At 38.7% G+C, this 13,457-nt stretch carries 17 protein-coding genes; 9 read left to right on the top strand and 8 right to left on the bottom strand.

The window, feature by feature from the left end:
* The first annotated feature begins 29 nt into the window (after positions 1 to 29).
* Entirely contained in the window at positions 30 to 248 is a 219-nt protein-coding gene (locus J8L73_RS00905) for a hypothetical protein (protein ID WP_210999098.1), read from the top strand.
* A gap of 21 nt (positions 249 to 269) precedes the next feature.
* Here the strand turns inward: J8L73_RS00905 and J8L73_RS00900 are convergent, their stop codons facing one another.
* From J8L73_RS00900 to J8L73_RS00880, 5 genes are read right to left on the bottom strand one after another with little or no spacing between them, the layout of a single operon-like run.
* Complete coding sequence (locus tag J8L73_RS00900) at positions 270 to 1,421, bottom strand: murein transglycosylase domain-containing protein (RefSeq protein ID WP_211014262.1); 1,152 nt, start codon at positions 1,419 to 1,421, stop codon at positions 270 to 272.
* Between the two features lie 23 nt (positions 1,422 to 1,444).
* Entirely contained in the window at positions 1,445 to 1,945 is a 501-nt protein-coding gene (locus tag J8L73_RS00895) for a DUF1543 domain-containing protein (protein WP_211014260.1), read from the bottom strand.
* A 10-nt stretch (positions 1,946 to 1,955) separates the two neighbouring features.
* Positions 1,956 to 3,302: a sigma 54-interacting transcriptional regulator gene (locus tag J8L73_RS00890; protein WP_211014258.1), complete on the bottom strand. Its 1,347-nt coding sequence runs from the start codon at positions 3,300 to 3,302 to the stop codon at positions 1,956 to 1,958.
* A 2-nt stretch (positions 3,303 to 3,304) separates the two neighbouring features.
* A complete protein-coding gene (locus J8L73_RS00885) occupies positions 3,305 to 3,844 on the bottom strand; it encodes a hypothetical protein (RefSeq protein WP_211014257.1) in 540 nt (179 codons plus the stop codon).
* Position 3,845: 1 nt separating this feature from the next.
* Positions 3,846 to 5,303 carry a HAMP domain-containing sensor histidine kinase gene (locus tag J8L73_RS00880; protein WP_211014255.1) on the bottom strand — a complete coding sequence of 486 codons (1,458 nt, stop codon included), beginning with the start codon at positions 5,301 to 5,303 and terminating at the stop codon, positions 3,846 to 3,848.
* 313 nt (positions 5,304 to 5,616) lie between these two features.
* On the opposite strand from J8L73_RS00880, the gene J8L73_RS00875 reads away from it, so the two are divergent.
* The 5 genes from J8L73_RS00875 to J8L73_RS00855 all read left to right on the top strand — a co-directional run bounded on the left by J8L73_RS00875 (position 5,617) and on the right by J8L73_RS00855 (position 8,557).
* The gene (locus tag J8L73_RS00875; RefSeq protein ID WP_211014254.1) at positions 5,617 to 5,850 is read left to right on the top strand and encodes an EF-hand domain-containing protein; all 234 of its coding nucleotides are present in this window, start codon (positions 5,617 to 5,619) and stop codon (positions 5,848 to 5,850) included.
* A gap of 23 nt (positions 5,851 to 5,873) precedes the next feature.
* The gene (locus tag J8L73_RS00870; RefSeq protein ID WP_211014251.1) at positions 5,874 to 6,101 is read left to right on the top strand and encodes a hypothetical protein; all 228 of its coding nucleotides are present in this window, start codon (positions 5,874 to 5,876) and stop codon (positions 6,099 to 6,101) included.
* A gap of 177 nt (positions 6,102 to 6,278) precedes the next feature.
* A complete protein-coding gene (locus J8L73_RS00865) occupies positions 6,279 to 6,515 on the top strand; it encodes an EF-hand domain-containing protein (protein ID WP_211014249.1) in 237 nt (78 codons plus the stop codon).
* A gap of 9 nt (positions 6,516 to 6,524) precedes the next feature.
* Positions 6,525 to 6,761 (top strand): EF-hand domain-containing protein, encoded by a 237-nt coding sequence (locus J8L73_RS00860; protein WP_211014247.1) that lies wholly within the window; start codon positions 6,525 to 6,527, stop codon positions 6,759 to 6,761.
* Between the two features lie 122 nt (positions 6,762 to 6,883).
* The gene (locus J8L73_RS00855) at positions 6,884 to 8,557 is read left to right on the top strand and encodes an amidohydrolase (protein ID WP_211014245.1); all 1,674 of its coding nucleotides are present in this window, start codon (positions 6,884 to 6,886) and stop codon (positions 8,555 to 8,557) included.
* Between the two features lie 58 nt (positions 8,558 to 8,615).
* Here J8L73_RS00855 and J8L73_RS00850 read toward each other — a convergent pair whose 3' ends face one another.
* A complete protein-coding gene (locus J8L73_RS00850; RefSeq protein WP_210999088.1) occupies positions 8,616 to 8,852 on the bottom strand; it encodes a YgjV family protein in 237 nt (78 codons plus the stop codon).
* 279 nt (positions 8,853 to 9,131) lie between these two features.
* On the opposite strand from J8L73_RS00850, the gene J8L73_RS00845 reads away from it, so the two are divergent.
* Positions 9,132 to 9,788, top strand: a complete 657-nt coding sequence (locus tag J8L73_RS00845) for a cyclic nucleotide-binding domain-containing protein (RefSeq protein ID WP_210999087.1) — start codon at positions 9,132 to 9,134, stop codon at positions 9,786 to 9,788.
* A gap of 63 nt (positions 9,789 to 9,851) precedes the next feature.
* On the opposite strand, the gene J8L73_RS00840 is transcribed toward J8L73_RS00845, so the two are convergent.
* Together J8L73_RS00840 and pepB are read right to left on the bottom strand one after the other, a co-directional pair.
* Positions 9,852 to 10,418, bottom strand: coding sequence for a phosphoribosyltransferase family protein (locus J8L73_RS00840; RefSeq protein ID WP_058547149.1), 567 nt, complete (start codon positions 10,416 to 10,418; stop codon positions 9,852 to 9,854).
* A 182-nt stretch (positions 10,419 to 10,600) separates the two neighbouring features.
* The gene (gene pepB / locus J8L73_RS00835) at positions 10,601 to 11,896 is read right to left on the bottom strand and encodes an aminopeptidase PepB (protein ID WP_210999086.1); all 1,296 of its coding nucleotides are present in this window, start codon (positions 11,894 to 11,896) and stop codon (positions 10,601 to 10,603) included.
* 121 nt (positions 11,897 to 12,017) lie between these two features.
* Between pepB and sfsA the strand changes: the two genes are divergently transcribed.
* Both sfsA and dksA read left to right on the top strand, forming a co-directional pair.
* Entirely contained in the window at positions 12,018 to 12,743 is a 726-nt protein-coding gene (gene sfsA / locus J8L73_RS00830) for a DNA/RNA nuclease SfsA (RefSeq protein ID WP_211014243.1), read from the top strand.
* Positions 12,744 to 12,998: 255 nt separating this feature from the next.
* Positions 12,999 to 13,442 (top strand): RNA polymerase-binding protein DksA, encoded by a 444-nt coding sequence (gene dksA / locus J8L73_RS00825; RefSeq protein WP_058547146.1) that lies wholly within the window; start codon positions 12,999 to 13,001, stop codon positions 13,440 to 13,442.
* Positions 13,443 to 13,457: the final 15 nt, after the last annotated feature.

The raw sequence follows: 13,457 nt of genomic DNA, 5'->3' as shown, positions 1-13,457 counted from the left end.
ATTGTTTTTAAGCCGTAGCCTCACATTCAATGAAAAACCATTCATCAAAAAAAGAACTTATGTTACTCCCCATTTTATTAGTGGTTATTTTAATGTGCGTGGCGGGACATTTTTTAATGCAAGCAAACTTTCAAGACAGCAACATGGTTGAATACATGTTGGCAGCACTGCCATTTGCTATGTTTGGATTAGTTATTGTGGCATTTAAAATGGCAGCTAAAAGCGAAGAAGGTAGTGATGAAAAGTAGTGATTAACCACTATGTATTATCTATTGGTAAGACTTTTCTGCAATAGTTACTTTTTCTAAATATCTGCGAGACTCCTCTCTAGAGTGTTTAGTGGTCAATATTTCGTATAATTGGCTAGCCGTAAGTCTGTTTATTTGCGAAAAAGCGACATCTCTACTTTGGTTAAATATTCTTAATACATTTCCTGCACCGCCGTTATAAGATGAAATCATCGCATAATGTCGGTTTTGATCTGCGTTAATTTTATTCAAATAATTATTTTGTAGAATACTTAAATAAGCACTTCCTATATCAATATTATTTTTAGGATCAAAAAGGACTGCTTTAGTCGGTTGGCCTGAAACTTTCTTGATTCTCTGATAGACGTCTCTGCCTGCCGTTGCAGGTATTATTTGCATTAACCCATACGCATTAGAGGAGCTTACTGCATAAGGGTTAAAATGACTCTCTGTCTCAATAATACCGTAGATAAGCGATGCAGATATTTTATATTTTTTTGATGCAGCTAAAACATAATCACTATACTTTTGCTTTCGTAAGTGTGCATTTTGTTCCACTAAAGGAAAGGACACAGATGTGATTGAGTGACCGTTACTACGTTTTTTTTGCGTCTTAGTTTCAACTAAATACCGAGCAAAACGGTTTGCTCGCCATTGATACTTTATTGGTAATCCATCTTCATCTAAAACTTGCTGATATAAAAAAGGCTCTCCCTCTAAAATAGGTGATTTGCTGGTAAAAATATCTGTTTTATGTGGATCGCTTGAGGTTAATAATGTTGTAACTATCGCTTTAGTCAGTAGCACATCTGTATTTTTAGTTGCTATTGTCTCGACTCTAACAGTGCTGCTTTCAAAATCAATAATTGCTCTAGCTTGATAGTTATTGCTGTATTTTACATATTTTTTGCGCGTTGGTTGCTGAGTATTTCCTTTTCCCCACTTACGACTAACGACACTTTCCAGCACAGCTAATAATTTACTAACACTTCCTACTTGCTGCTTAATTGAATAATGTGTTTTTTCTACCTGTTTTTTTATACTTTTGACGTCTGTAGGGTTAGTTTTTACTTGCTTGACTAGCTCGTTAAGATCTCTTACTGGAGCCAAGTGAGAGACCGACTCACATCCACTTAACAATATAATTAAGCACCACAATCCAAATTTTTTCACGCGCTATCCCTAAGTAAGCTAATTTATAAAATATGATAGCCAAACCAGTCAGGTTTTATTATTTGAGCTTGCCCGCTCGGGGTCAGTTTAATATTTAATTGGCTGTCGAGTAAGTCAATGGCAAAGCACTCATCCACATCGTGTAAATCATCTTTATGAATATGACTAAGGCCTGCGAGTAAATCGTTTTTGGCGCGTTGTTTAGCCTCATTACTACTACTTGCAACATACAATGCAAAGTCGTGTTGCTCAGCCATAGAGTCGCTTCTATAAGCGCCTAAATTAACAAAATAAAGCTGCTTATTTTGCTCAACATAAGTATCAACCACTTCAACTTTAAAGCCATCTATATGGTTTATAGCCATAAAACTATCCATATGCACGCTACTTTTATCGCCCACCCATTGGCTTTTTAACTTTGAGTAGGTTTGTTCTATATTCTCCCCTACTACAAAGCGAATATCGTGCATTTCTATATGGCAGCCTTGAATTCGCCCACCTAAATACACCATAAATAACTGCATTTGCTTACCTTTATAAATTATCTACATCGATATTATGTTTTTTAATCAGTTTATAAAAGTCTGAACGGTTACGTTTAGCAAGCTTTGCGCCTTCGGCTACATTACCGCCCGCCATTTTTAATGTATTGATTACATAATCGCGTTCAAACTCTTTTTTAGCATCGTTAAGTGATAATGGCTCTACATTTTTTTCGTTACTATTGAGAGCTGCTAACACTAAGTGTTCTGATATTACTTCGCTTGGCGTTAATGCAACAACTTGCTCTACTACGTTTTGTAGTTGACGAATATTACCTGGCCAATCGTAGCGTACAAGCGCACGCATGGCATCGCTTGCAAAACGTTTTTCGCTTTGGTTCATACGTTTTGCAATACTTGCGCTAAAATGCTGAGCAAGCAGACTTATGTCTTCACGGCGCTCATGAAGTGGCGGTAATTTTAAGTTAACAACATTTAGGCGATAGTATAAATCCTCCCTAAATTGCTGATTCAAAATCGCATCCGGTAAGTTTTTATGAGTTGCAGACACTATTCGCACATCTATAGGAATTTCTTCTTGAAAACCCACCGGGCGAATGGTTTTTTCTTGAAGTACTCGCAGTAACTTAACTTGAAGGTTAAGCGGCATATCGCCAATTTCATCTAAAAATAACGTGCCGCCCTGCGCTTGTTGAAACAAACCTTGGTGATCTTTCACAGCCCCTGTAAAAGCACCTTTTTTATGGCCAAATAATTCAGACTCTAAAAGCTCTCCAGGTACAGCACCACAGTTAATAGCAACAAATGGTCCTTCGCTTACATGGCTGTGTTGATGAATAGCCTGAGCAAGTAGCTCTTTACCTGTACCGCTGGCACCAGAGATAAGCACATTAACTTGTGTTGGACCAAGTAGTTTTACTTGCTCAAGCAAATGCAACATAGCGCCACTGCGGGTCACAATATTACTTTTTGGTACAACTTCATCGGCGTTTACGCCATGAATTTCTATGGCTTTTGCAAGGCTGTCGAATAACTCATCTTTATCTACTGGTTTTGTTATAAAAGCAAAAATGCCCTGTTTAGTGGCCTCTACAGCATCAGGAATAGAACCATGAGCTGTCATCATAATAACAGGCAGTGCCGGGTAGCGACTCTGCAACTGGCGATGTAACGTCATGCCATCCATTTCGTCCATTCGTAAATCGGTTATTACCGCATCAAACACTTGGTTTTTGAGTATTTGCAGTGCCGTAATACCACTTTCGCAAGTAGTTACCTCATAGCCTTTTGACTCAATACGAATGGCCAATAACTTTAATAAGCTGGCGTCGTCGTCAACTAATAATACTTTTGCACCTTGCGGCTTTTGTTCGGCCATAATTACTGATCCTTGGTATCTTCACGCAATAAAAGCTGCTGCTCTATGGTTGCTAATGACGTAAGGGTTTCTTGCATTTTATCATTTAGCGCTTGTTGTTCTTTTTTGGCATTTATTTGCATTGTTACTTGCTGCTTTTGAAGCCATAAGTATTGCTTTATATCGTCAGGCCAAAAGTAAGCCAAATCAAGCTTTAGTAATTTACTCATAACCGCATTAGGGTTGGTATTTACGTTTAAGCACATGTATTTAAAAAAGTGTTTAAGCTCAGTTTCACCTAAGTAAGTTTGCTTTACAGGGATTACTTTAAACCCACCACATTGATTAGCATGCCAGGCAATAACTTGCTCTGTGGGTGGATAGATCGGATCGCTTTTAGGGCGTACTTTTGGGCTAGGTAATGTGCTTTTATTTTTTGTTGTTGTATCAGTTACAGCCGCAGGTGAAGATACAGCACGTTGATGTGCATTGTTTATTTCACAGCCTGATAAAACAATAGTACTGCTCAGCACACATAAAATAGCCATTGAACGCGAGCGCATGCTAGTTAACTCCTTGATTTTTTATAATGGGAATTTTTATTAAAAATTGGCAACCACTAGGCTCGTTATGCTCAACGCTCAACTTACCTCTTAGTTGTTCAACCGACTCTTTAACTATGGTTAAGCCTAATCCACTGCCTTGCAGCGTAACATCTTTATTATGTTTACCTTGATAAAATGCGCCGAAAATCTGTGTTTTTTCTTGCTCTTTTATACCACAGCCATTATCTATTACTTTTATATTAAGCTGGCTTTGTTCAAGCGATATATCTATAGCTACGTGCTGCCCTTGCTCTGAAAACTTTAAACCATTTGAAATGAGCTGTATTAAAATCATTTCTATTAATTCACTAGGCAAGGCCAGTGGTTTATTTGATAAGTTATTTTGCCACTGAAGAGTTTGATTTTTTGCCGTTAGACGATGTTCAAAATGACTATTAATTTTCTTAATTAAATAGCTAAACTCTACCTCGCTTAAACTATCTTTGCTGGTACGAATTGCATTGTAGCTAAGTAAACTATCAATCATGGTTCGCAGGCGCACCATTGACTGGCTGATCAGCTCAAGGACTGCTTTTTGTTCATCGGTTATAGGGCCTACAATTTCATCACTTAAAAGATCAGTTCCTTCGACCATTGAAGCAAGCGGTGTTTTTAGCTCGTGTGTTACATGGCGTAAAAAGGTATCTTTTTGCTGTTCAAGTACATGTAGCTGCTCTTGCACCCACTGTAGTTTATTACCAAGTTCTACGAGCTCTGCAGAGCCATGTACGGCTATTTTTTGCTGCCAATGCCCTTGCCCTAACTTGTCGATTACTGACGTTAAACCCTTTAGGCGCTTACTAATACGCCATAAAAAACCGCCACCAACAACTAAAGTAAGCGGAATAAGTGCTACTAACCAATTAATAAATGAAGACTGCAGTGAAGAAAGCTCGTTTTGATTACTCTGTATTTGTGCTGCGTTTACGTCACGAAGCCATATAGTTTGCTCTGCTACTAAGTCGCTAATAGGTAAGAATAGCTCAGCTTGCTGCTGTTTTTCTTCGACTAATTGAGTATGAGCTGCTTGTAAGGTTTGCGCTAAACGCCGCCATTTAGCATTGTAATCGGCTGATGCACTAAGTTGAGTTAGCTCCTCAATTGTTTGCAGCGATGCTTGCCATTTATTTACTATTAACTCATCAAGAGATTCACTTTTTAAAACCCAGTTTTGCCGAGTCGCACGCTCTAAACTATTGAGATCTTGCTTTAAGGTGTTAAATGATTTGGTAACGAGGTAATTATTACTGACTATTTGCTGAGTAACGGCGAGTTGTTTATTAAGCGCATTCAAAAACACAATAACCACTAACGAAAGTGGTAATAAAGATAACAGCATACTTATGACAAACTGCCCTATTAAATTAGGACGCCAATTAAGTAATGCATGGTACTTTTTAGCCATAATGGTTGGCATTGTGTTTAATCCTTTGCTTTTTAGCATCTATTATCAGGCTTTTACTTTATACACTGGCTGAATCAGTAATTATATTTAATGCGTTCAAGCCCTTTGACTTATTAATTGTTGCCAAATAGCAACAACCTAACCTGTTGATATCTCAGCTATACGAAGCAATGCCTTTAAATATGTTGCAAAAATCACACAAAGTTCTGTAAAAACTTCCTATTTAAACACAACAAAAAACCTAAACTATTGATTAAAAATAAAAATAAATATTGGCACTGTTTTTGTAATTGCTAATTTAAATTTATTTAATAAGGAAATAATTATGAACAACCGCTTTTTAGTGATTTTATCATTAGCTGCTTTAGGTATTTTTAGCACAAGTGCCTTTGCAATGGACGTTCAAGCTACTTTTAATGAACTAGATAAAGACAGTAACGGTACTTTAAGTGAGTCCGAAGCTGGTGAAGACGCCGTACTTCACGAAAACTTTTCGCAAATTGACACTAACCAAGATGGTCAATTGTCGCTAAACGAATTCAAAAAGTTTATTCAATAACTCATTAAATAAGGAACGTGATTATGAAACAACTTATAGCCGCTTTTTCATTAATGTTTTTAGCCATTAGCGCAACAGTTTTAGCATCGCCGGTAAATGTTCGCTTTGCCCATTTAGACGCAGACATGGACGGGCAAATTTCACTTGCTGAAGCAAAGCAAGATAAGGAAGTAATGAGACAATTTACTGATTTAGATGAAAACGACGATGAAAAAGTTTCAAAAAAAGAGTTTGAGAGTTTTAAACCATAATCAACACTCGCTAATTAAGTTTCACTTAAGATTGTTACTGTTAAAGTAGAATTAAAAGCATTTGCCATAATCCCTGAGGGAGTGTGTAAACGGATTTAATGTTGGGAATTAAATTACGGCAAGTGCTTTTTCTCTTTTCTGTAGCCAAACTAAAATATGTCTTTTGGAAGGAAAACCATGAAGATACTAACAGCTATATCGTGCCTATTTTTACTTTTTAGCTTTAATGCCGCAGCACTTGACGTAAAGCAACGCTTTGATCACCTCGATAGCAATAAAAGTGGCTACCTAACCCAAGATGAGCTTGAACCTCAACCACAATTATTAAGTACATTTATAATGTGGGATAAGAACCAAGATAATCAAATTTCGTTAGTCGAATTCAAAAATTACCTAACCAACAACCTCTACTAAGTGATTTGTATGAAAAACATAAGCTATATAACGCTCCTAGCGTTTAGTATTTTTAGCACCACTTCCTTTGCAGCCACCAACGATATTGCAGAGCAATTTAAAAAACTAGATAGAAACAAAAATGGCTTTTTATCTCGGGCAGAAACTGCAATAGACCCCGCCTTATGGTCACGTTTTGCAAGCTATGATAGAGATAAAGACAGCCGACTTTCACTGAGCGAATTTGGTATATACGCCAGTAAATAACTTTAATAAAAAGCTGGAACCTCGTATTCAGCTTTTTATTAACCCAGAAAAACGACCTCGCATTGGTATTATAAATTTTGGTTTGCTAGTGTTAACGCACAAACAATAAAAAATAATACCTTATGCAACTAAAAACATTGATAAAACCACTGCTACTAGCAAGCATTTTAGCTAGTTCTTACCACGCGGTTGCTCAAACCAAAGTTATATTCAACGCAAACGGCTACACGCCTTTATACAAAGGTGAAGTACAGCAATTTTCTACGCTAGTTATTAAAAACGGTAAAGTAGTAAAACTAGGTGGCGAAGCGCTTAAAAATAGTTTTCCTGATGCGAAACTGATTGATGCGCATGGTAACACTTTGCTACCAGGTTTGATTGACGCGCACGGCCATGTAATTGGCCTTGGCGACAACTTATCGCAATTAGATGTACGAGGTGCAAAATCGGTTAAGGACGTTACCTCAAAATTAGAAGAGTTTGCAAAAGATAAACAGGGCTGGATCATAGGCCGAGGTTGGAACCAAGAACTTTGGAGCGATACCCGCTTTCCAACAGCTAAAGACTTAGACAAAATAGTTAACGACCGCCCAGTGGTTCTCTCTCGCGTTGACAGTCACGCTATTTGGGTAAATAGTAAAGCACTTGAACTTGCAGGTATAACCGCTACAACAAAAGCCCCTGAAGGCGGTGAAATAATAAAAGATGAGTTTGGCAATCCTACTGGCGTATTTGTTGATAAAGCCGAAGCGCTAATTACAAAACATATGCCAGCGCCTTCAAAAGACGATATTAGCAATTCACTTGATGCAGCTGGCAAGCACTTATTAAGTCTAGGCATTACCTCAACACACGATGCAGGCATTGATAAAACAACATGGCAAGTTTACAAAGAACGTGGTGACTTGGGTAACTTACCACTTAGAATTGTGGCTATGTTAAGCGGTGCAAGCCCAGATTTAGAAGAAATGCTAAAAGCAGGCCGCTACCACGATAAAAATGACTTTATGGAAATTCGTAGTGTAAAAGTATATGCCGATGGCGCATTAGGCTCTCGTGGCGCTGCTCTTATTGAAGAGTATGCGGACAGAGCTGGTCATCATGGCTTAATGCTTGAAACACAGCAAAAGCTAGAATCTATTTTTACTCAAAGCTTTAAAAGTGGCTTTAGTGCAAATACGCACGCTATTGGCGATAAAGCAAATAAGGTAGTACTAGATGCCTATCAAAATGTATTTAAAAAAACCGGCGGAATACTTCTTCGAAACCGTATAGAGCATGCACAAATTGTAACGCCTGACGATATTCCTCGCTTCAAAACATTAAAAATAATTCCATCTATGCAGCCTGTGCATGCAACATCAGATATGCACATGGCAGAGCAGCGTTTAACTGACAAACAGCTAAGTGGCGCTTATGCTTGGCAAACATTTCTAAAACAAGGTTCGGTAGTGGCTGCAGGGTCAGATTACCCCGTAGAACTTGCCAACCCGTTCGATGGTTTGTATTCAGCTATCACACGAATGGATCATAATAAACTGCCTGAAAATGGCTGGCGTGCAAGTGAAGTGTTAAGCAGAGAAGATGCCTTACGTGCATTCACATTAGGGGGTGCCTATGCAGCGCACCAAGAGTTTAAAGTTGGTAGCTTAGAGCAAGGTAAATGGGCTGACTTTATTTTAATAGACAAAGATTACTTTAAAGTACCCGTTGAAGAAATTTACAATACCCATGTATTACAAACATGGATTGCCGGAAAGCTTAAATACGAAAAAGAGGTAAGCGGTAAGCGGTAAATAAAACCAAAAAAGGGTTAACGTTTGAAGTTAACCCTTTTTAGCGCTATCGAGTGGTTTAGCTTTTAGCTGAAACCACTTTTGGCTGGCGATATAATTTAAAAATGTGATACATGTTTACTAGCGCAAGTAGGCCATTAGTAAAAATGACAGGTACGGCACCAATTGCCACACCATAAGCTGTAAAAACAATACAGCCAAACATATTATACCAACGTAGTTTAACTACATCGGTCATTGTTAACGATGCAACCAACAAAGCTGATGCAATATAACCTAAATATTCCCAACTCAATTGTTCTCTCCTAGGCTTTAGGTTAGCATTACATTACTGCTAACTTATTGCACTTATAAGTATTGCAAAGTATTAAATAAAAAAGCTAACTTGCATAAAAACCCAAAAAAGTTTGCTGGTGGTTGCCAACAACTTTCTAAACCATTACACGGGAAATGAAGGTAAAATAATACAATTAGCAAAGCTAAATGTAATTGCAAGTTAGCGTAAATTCTTAGAGCTTTAATGTTAACGTCATTAAGGTGTAATAAATAGGACAATTGTCCGAAGAGCATATTGATGTTTCAATACCATTTTTCTAGTTATCTTGTTGAGCAACTTCTTACCTTTGCGGGTAGTAGTTATCAGCAATCAAAAAAAGAAGTGCTGATCCACCAAGATCAGCCCTTAAGCAAGCTTGTACTTGTGCGCAGTGGCACTGTGTCGTTTAGTTACGATGTAGGCAATGGACGCCGCCTGCTGTTAGGTCAATTGGATTGCAATAATACGTTAATAGGCGAAATAGAAGCGCTTAACAATAACCCATGTATTTATACTGTTACGTGTTTTAGTGATGTAACCTATAACTTAATTGAATTACGACACTGGCGAGCATTATTACTCGAAAAGCCAGAACTTAGCTTATACACGGCACAAACTATCGCGGCTAAGTTTCAGGAAAACCAAAAAATCAATTTAGATAAGCTATTACTCCCCCTGAGCTACAACATAGCTAAAGATTGCTTATTAAGAGCCGAGAATAACAACCCTACGCTGCTAAGAGCCTATCCCACAGTAAATGCCGAAGCCGAACGTTTTGCTACCACTGAGCGCGCGTACAGGCGTGTTGTGACAGAGCTCGTTGAAAAAAATCTAGTGCAAAGAAGTACGCACGGTTTACAGGCGGTCGATATTCCCAAACTTAGCGAATATGTTGATAGCTTTGCTCAACTTTAAATTCTTTAAAATTTATCCATAAAAAAAGGCCTTAACGGCCTTTTTTTATGGATAAATTACATACTACTTTTCTAGTAAAATATCGTGAATCTTCGCAAGGTCTGATTTACCTTCAATGATTTCATCTGGCGTTAAACCCGATAGCTCATGCGGGAACACTAACCACTCTTCCGACTCATGAATGTAGTAATCAGGGATTGTATCTACTTTAGAGTTTTTTGGTTTGTAGTACGGGCATGCAATACGAATATCGCTAGGGAGATTTAAGCGCATTAACTCAGAAAGTTTTTCTTTAAGGGCTACAATACTGCGGCCTGAGTCAAATACGTCATCAACAATCAATAGCGAATCACCTGCGTTAGCATTTTCTACAATGTAGTGTAGACCGTGAACTTTAATCTCTTTTGATTGCTTGCCAATGCCGTAATAAGACGAAGTACGTACAGCAATATGATCTGTTTCAATGCCTTTGTAATCGTAATACTCTTGCACAGCAATACCAATTGGTGCACCACCTCGCCAAATACCAATAATAAAGTCTGGACGAAAGCCGTCTTTATAAACTTGTGCCGCTACGCGGAATGAATCTTCAAGTAGCTGTTGAGCTGTGATGTAGCACTTATCTGACATAGTTTGAACCCCAGTGGTGAGTATAACATTTGAGTGAAGGCGCTTTAGCCAATAAATAAACACTCAAACAGGTATTGGCGCAGGATTTTACCGCAAATAAAAAAAAATTGCTTGTAAGTAAATAATAAAATAGGCACCAAAAGGTGCCTATATAAAGTATTAAAAGCTCATTTTACGTAATATTAAGCTTTTTCTAACAAGGTACGCGCAACTGTTCTCATACCCTGTGTCGTTGCACCCGCAGCCCATTGACTGGTGCTGCCCATATTAAATGCAGCAGCTAAATCTATGTGTACCCATCCTTTACCGTCATTTGGTACAAAGCGTGATAAAAAGCCAGCTGCATTTGATGCGCCGCCGTAGCCGCCACCCTTTTGAGCTCGGCTATTAGCGGTATCAGCGTAAGGTGACGGGCAATTTTGTTGATGCCATTTTTCAAGTGGTAATGGCCATGCCGCTTCCATTTCTTGAGACGCAAAATCTTCTACTTCACGAGCAAGTTCTTTATCTAGTGCAAATAATGCGTTGTACTCTTGGCCAACAGCAACAAGTGCAGCGCCTGTTAACGTAGCTGCATCAATAATTAATGGTGCACCCGTTTCGCCTGCAGCCATTAGGCCATCGGCAAGTACTAAGCGCCCCTCTGCATCGGTATTTACAATTTCAACCGTCGTGCCGTTTTTGTAAGTTAAAATATCGCCTAACTTGTATGCATGACCAGAGATTAAGTTCTCTGCACAACATAAAAATAGCTTAATGCGTTTTTCTACACCACGGTTAATAGCCAATGCTAAACCTGCGGTTACCGTTGCTGCACCGCCCATGTCGCACTTCATACCAAGCATACCTTCGCTTGACTTGATTGAATAACCGCCTGAGTCAAATGTAATACCTTTACCTACAAGGGCTGCACTTACTGGTGCATTTTCATCACCTGTAGGGTTGTAATCAAGCTCAAGTAATACTGGTGGGCGAACACTACCACGGCCAACAGCGTGAATACCAATCCACTGCTGCTCTAATAATGCATCACCTTTAATAATTTGGTAGCTTACGTGCTCAGGCGCTAATGATTGAATAAACTCAGCGGCTTTTTCAGCAAGGCTCTCAGGGTAAATGTCATCAGCTGTGCCGTTTACCATTTCACGTGCCCAGGTAGCCGAGGCTTTTAAATGTGCAAGCTCTTTAATATCTGACTGTGCGTTATCTGTAAATTCAACACCATCTAATAACTTTGGTGTTACAAAGCCTTGGTAAAAAGCCCACTGGCTTTCGGTGCACCATGCATCGCCTGCTAATACAACGCTTTTAACGCCTTGGTTAGCAATAGTACGCGCTGCTTTTTGAACATTTTTTAATGTTTCTTGCTCAGATAAATGAACCGTTGCGCCTTGCTCGTTAAAAGACAACGTGGCGCTTTCGCCCCAATGACTCGGTGCTGCTTGTTCGCTTAGTTGAACAACAAATTTTTCACTCATGTTAGAATACCCTTGCACTTAAATGTGCCAACGAGTTTACTATAGTGCGCACAAGTTCCCAACAGCTTGAGATAAATAACATAAACCAACGTACCAGCTGCGTTTAGTATTGGAATATTTAATGAAATACAGCCCGGCCCTACAGAGCGCGACCTTATTAAAGCGCTACAAACGTTTTTTAGCCGACCTACAACTTAAAGATGGCAGCGAGTTTACCGCTCATTGTGCCAACACAGGCAAAATGACTGGCTGTGCAGAACCTGGATTTAGCGCTTTTTATTCAACCAGCGATAACATCAAGCGAAAATACCCACAATCATTAGAGCTGACCAAAAATAATTTATCGCAACTTATTTGTGTAAATACAGCCATTGCTAATAAAGTGGTTGAAGAGGCTATAAACAACAATGTTATTACTGAGCTTAACGGCTATGAGCAACTACAAAGCGAAGTAAAGTACGGCAGTGAAAATAGCCGCATAGACTTTTTACTTACCGATAGCAGTAAAAGTGATTGCTACGTTGAAGTAAAATCGGTCACATTACTAAGTCAAAGCGACCCCCAAAGTGGTCAAGGCTATTTTCCGGATGCGCAAACGCTGCGTGGGCAAAAACATATTCGCGAACTCATAGAAATGATCGAACAAGGCCACCGAGCAGTATTACTGTTCGCTGTATTGCACGAAGGGATAAATAAAGTGAGCGGTGCTGCGCATATAGATGAAAAATATAATGCCTTGCTAAACTACGCTATTAGTAAAGGTGTTGAGGTTTTAGTTTATAAAGCAAGCATTAGTGCCAATGAAGTAATACTCAATGAGAAAATTGCATTTATAGCTAACTCGTAAAAATATGAGTCTATAATGCTTAAAATTAAAAATTTAACTTGTTTTTAAACTTTTTGCCCATACTAATAGGCAAGTTTTAGAAAGCGAAAACACGGCTATTAAAAGGACAATTAGCAATAAAAGTGCTTTTTAGTCGCAAAATATGGTTAAAGCTAATTCGATTAATCAAAAATAAATTTGCCTAGGGTATAAGATTCTGCTATTTATACCGCCGGCTAATGCTGAGGCATTAAATTAAGGATTTAGGAGAGAGTTATGCCAGACCAAAAAAGACATGGTTTATTGGCTCAGGCCGGTTTAGAACCATACCAAGAAAAGCCGGGCGAAGAGTATATGAATGAAGCACAACGTGCTCATTTTAAAGCGATTTTAGAAGCATGGCGCAACGACTTACGTAACGAAGTTGACCGCACAAAATCGCATATGCAAGACGAAGCTGCTAACTTTCCTGATCCAGTTGACCGCGCTGCGCAAGAAGAAGAGTTCTCTTTAGAACTAAGAACTCGTGACCGCGAACGTAAACTGATCAAAAAAATTGAAAAAACAATCAATTTAATTAAAGAAGATGATTTTGGCTTTTGTGAATCATGTGGCATCGAAATTGGCATTCGCCGCTTAGAAGCGCGCCCAACTGCTGATTTATGTGTAGATTGTAAAACACTTGCAGAAATCAAAGAAAAACAAGCTGGACGCGGTTAATTAACCAATATTAAT

The organism is Pseudoalteromonas sp. MMG006, assembly GCF_018101025.1.
Classification (GTDB): domain Bacteria; phylum Pseudomonadota; class Gammaproteobacteria; order Enterobacterales; family Alteromonadaceae; genus Pseudoalteromonas.
Note: the sequence above shows the minus strand (reverse complement) of the source record. Positions and strands in the feature narration are given on the sequence as shown.